We start from the raw sequence: 2,634 nt of genomic DNA, 5'->3' as shown, positions 1-2,634 counted from the left end.
TTCATGACTATGACCTGCTAAAACAACGCTTAGAAGAGCATCACCAGGAGCAGCCCACCAATAAGTGTCGCAATCGAACCAAATTCCTGTGACAGCACCTTGCCGACTGCCATTCCACCAAGCGGCATGAAAATATGGAAAACCCCAATAGTAACCCCTATGTAAAAGATCTGGCGCAATCTCAGCTTGATCATGCCCATCCCAAGCCCAACCGAAAAAGCATCCATCCCAAGCGCAATTGCCATCAATAATAGTGTCATGAATTCCCCAAACGTAATCCCCATGCTCTGCCTCCCCTTAGGACTTGTCTACTTCAAGATATGCACAAGCCTTCGGTAATAGAAGGAAAACGACGCAAAAAAGGACCCCGGGTTGTCGAGGTCCTTTATATTATTCTTTTATAAACTTATGTCCAGCAGCTTTTTCAAGCCGGTTCATAATCGCCGCACCCACTCCCGTTCTCGGGAACGTTTCGCTGAAAATGACGTCCACATCCGTCGCATTGAAAGCGCGAAGGCCATCGTATAACTGGCTCGCCACGGTTGCGAGGTCATTTTTGGTGCCACAGGAAATGGCAGTAATCTCTGTGGCTTGTATTTGGGCTATCGTCTCTTCCGTTGCGAGAAGTCCTACCTTATGGCCTTTAAGCTGAGCGCCTTTGATCGTTTGCTCCATGAAACTTGCACTTCCTTCCACCAGATACACAGGTGCAATTGGCGCATAATGCGTGTATTTCATTCCTGGCGATTTAGGTTTATGAAGTTCTTCCTGCGAAAATAAAGCAGGATCTACGTCTACTTTACCAACCACTTTCTCCAGCTCTTCCTTTGTCACACCGCCCGGACGCAGGATCATCGGTGTCTCTGCCGTGCAATCCACAACCGTAGACTCAAGGCCCACTCCCGTTGCACCGCCATCCACAATTCCGGCGATCCTGTGGATTAAATCTTCTTCTACATGCTTCGCCGTTGTCGGACTTGGCTTGCCTGAAAGGTTCGCGCTTGGGGCGGCAAGCGGCAATCCTGAAATCTCTATAAGCGCCCGCGCTACAGAATGGTCAGGCATGCGGACTGCAAGCGTTTCAAGCCCTGCCGTCACATATTGTGAGACTCCTTCTTTCTTTGTAAGAACAAGCGTAAGCGGGCCAGGCCAGAAAGCTTCCATCAGTTTATGGGCAGACTCTGGCACGTTATCCACAAGTTCTGCTAGCTGTTCCAACTTCGATATATGCACAATAAGTGGGTTGTCACTAGGACGTCCCTTCGCTTCAAAAATCTTTAATACAGCTTGATCTGACAAGGCATTAGCTCCAAGACCATATACCGTTTCGGTCGGAAAGGCCACCACTTCATTTTCTTTCAACAAACCGGCCGCTTCCATAATCTGTGGATAACTATGTTTAATTGGTTCTTCCTTATCCACAGCCCATAATTTCGTATACATTTACAATCCCTCATTCTACAATCTATTAACATGTGAATATGTAAGCATTTCTCCTGAAAGTATAAATAACTTCCACAAATAACACAAGCCTTATCCACAAACTGTGGATAAAGCCTCACCAAACCGTGGATAACTCTGTGGGTAATGTGGATTTAACACAAAAAAGAGCAAAAAAGGGGGTCTGACCCTCACTGCGGTGATGCGTTAACTTGTTGATAAGGGGTCTGGCCCGCTCCGCGTTAATGCGTTACCTCACTGCTAAGGGGTCTGACCCCTTAGCTCACATACCATCAGTGTGCATCCTTCTTGTTGGGTGATTTCTTGGAAGAAGTCGGATGCGAGCATGGTTTGTGGTGCAGTGTGTATAGGCTGTGGATAAAAGTTGAGCAGTTCGAAAAATTGGATGAAGTTATTTTTGTTGGTAACGAGGTAGAGCTGCTCTAATCCTTTTTTCCGTGCATGCTGTTGAGTATGCTCAAACATTTGCAGCAATTGAAACTGCTTAACGGACGGACCAATTACAAGTGAGCGCAGGAGTCCTGCATTTCCGTACTCTTCTATTCCAATGGTTCCGCAAATCCCCTCATTCTCTTCTTCTAGAATGATGAAATCCTCTATTTTATCTTCCAAATCCACAATACTGATATTTGCTCTTCTTAAAAATACCTGCAATGCCCAAAGGTCATCTTGTGTTGCTGATCGCAATACTTTCATTTTCTTCACCTCATCTAGTAGTTTTCTATTACTACTCTATTGAGAGTGATGAAAAAGTAGAACCTTAAGCCGTAATTTTATTCCATAGAGATGATAGAATCTCTACTAGGAAGAATTCCACTTCCATTTCTTCCGGTTCTTCATTCACCAGAAAGTCCTGTGTATTCGCTTTGGCATCAGTTTTTGCAGTCGTTGCAGTGACAGTTGCTGTTTCTTCAACTGGTTTCTCTTCGGCTTCTTCTTCCTCAAAAGGGCTTGCCGTTGCTTCTCCGTTTGAAAAGTCCAGAAAACATAATGGCGGGAACAATACGCACCACCAGTTCGCTCCAGTGCCTTCTCCAAGTGTGATCAGGATTGCTTCATAATCTCCTGCAGGATAGATAAATTTTCCGTACATTTTTGTCGGGAAATCCACTCTGCCAAAATCTACATTATAAGACTGTACCATACCCTCCTCTGCCATTACCTCTTCCACGA

Annotated in this window: 3 protein-coding genes and 1 pseudogene; all 4 read right to left on the bottom strand. The window is 45.3% G+C overall.

All coding sequences use genetic code 11. The annotated features are described in order from the left end of the window. Nucleotides 1-35: 35 nt before the first annotated feature. Nucleotides 36-284, bottom strand: a pseudogene (locus M313_RS23815) (manganese efflux pump MntP); the annotation flags it as partial. A gap of 106 nt (nucleotides 285-390) precedes the next feature. After that, a complete protein-coding gene (locus M313_RS0115540) occupies nucleotides 391-1,443 on the bottom strand; it encodes an L-threonylcarbamoyladenylate synthase (protein ID WP_010197416.1) in 1,053 nt (350 codons plus the stop codon). 258 nt (nucleotides 1,444-1,701) lie between these two features. After that, nucleotides 1,702-2,157 carry a GNAT family N-acetyltransferase gene (locus M313_RS23810; RefSeq protein ID WP_010197414.1) on the bottom strand — a complete coding sequence of 152 codons (456 nt, stop codon included), beginning with the start codon at nucleotides 2,155-2,157 and terminating at the stop codon, nucleotides 1,702-1,704. A 64-nt stretch (nucleotides 2,158-2,221) separates the two neighbouring features. Then, on the bottom strand, nucleotides 2,222-2,634 hold a 413-nt coding region (locus M313_RS0115530), incomplete at its 5' end, for a stage II sporulation protein R (protein WP_029326550.1).

The organism is Bacillus sp. m3-13 (assembly GCF_000175075.1).
Taxonomy (GTDB): Bacteria; Bacillota; Bacilli; order Bacillales; family Bacillaceae_I; genus Sutcliffiella_A; species Sutcliffiella_A horikoshii_C.
Note: the sequence above shows the minus strand (reverse complement) of the source record. Positions and strands in the feature narration are given on the sequence as shown.

Bases quoted from the DNA above. Each gene is read 5' to 3' on its own strand.
- M313_RS0115540 (WP_010197416.1), bottom strand. From the start codon at position 1,443: ATGTATACGAAATTATGGGCTGTGGATAAGGAAGAACCAATTAAACAT.
- M313_RS23810 (WP_010197414.1), bottom strand. From the start codon at position 2,157: ATGAAAGTATTGCGATCAGCAACACAAGATGACCTTTGGGCATTGCAG.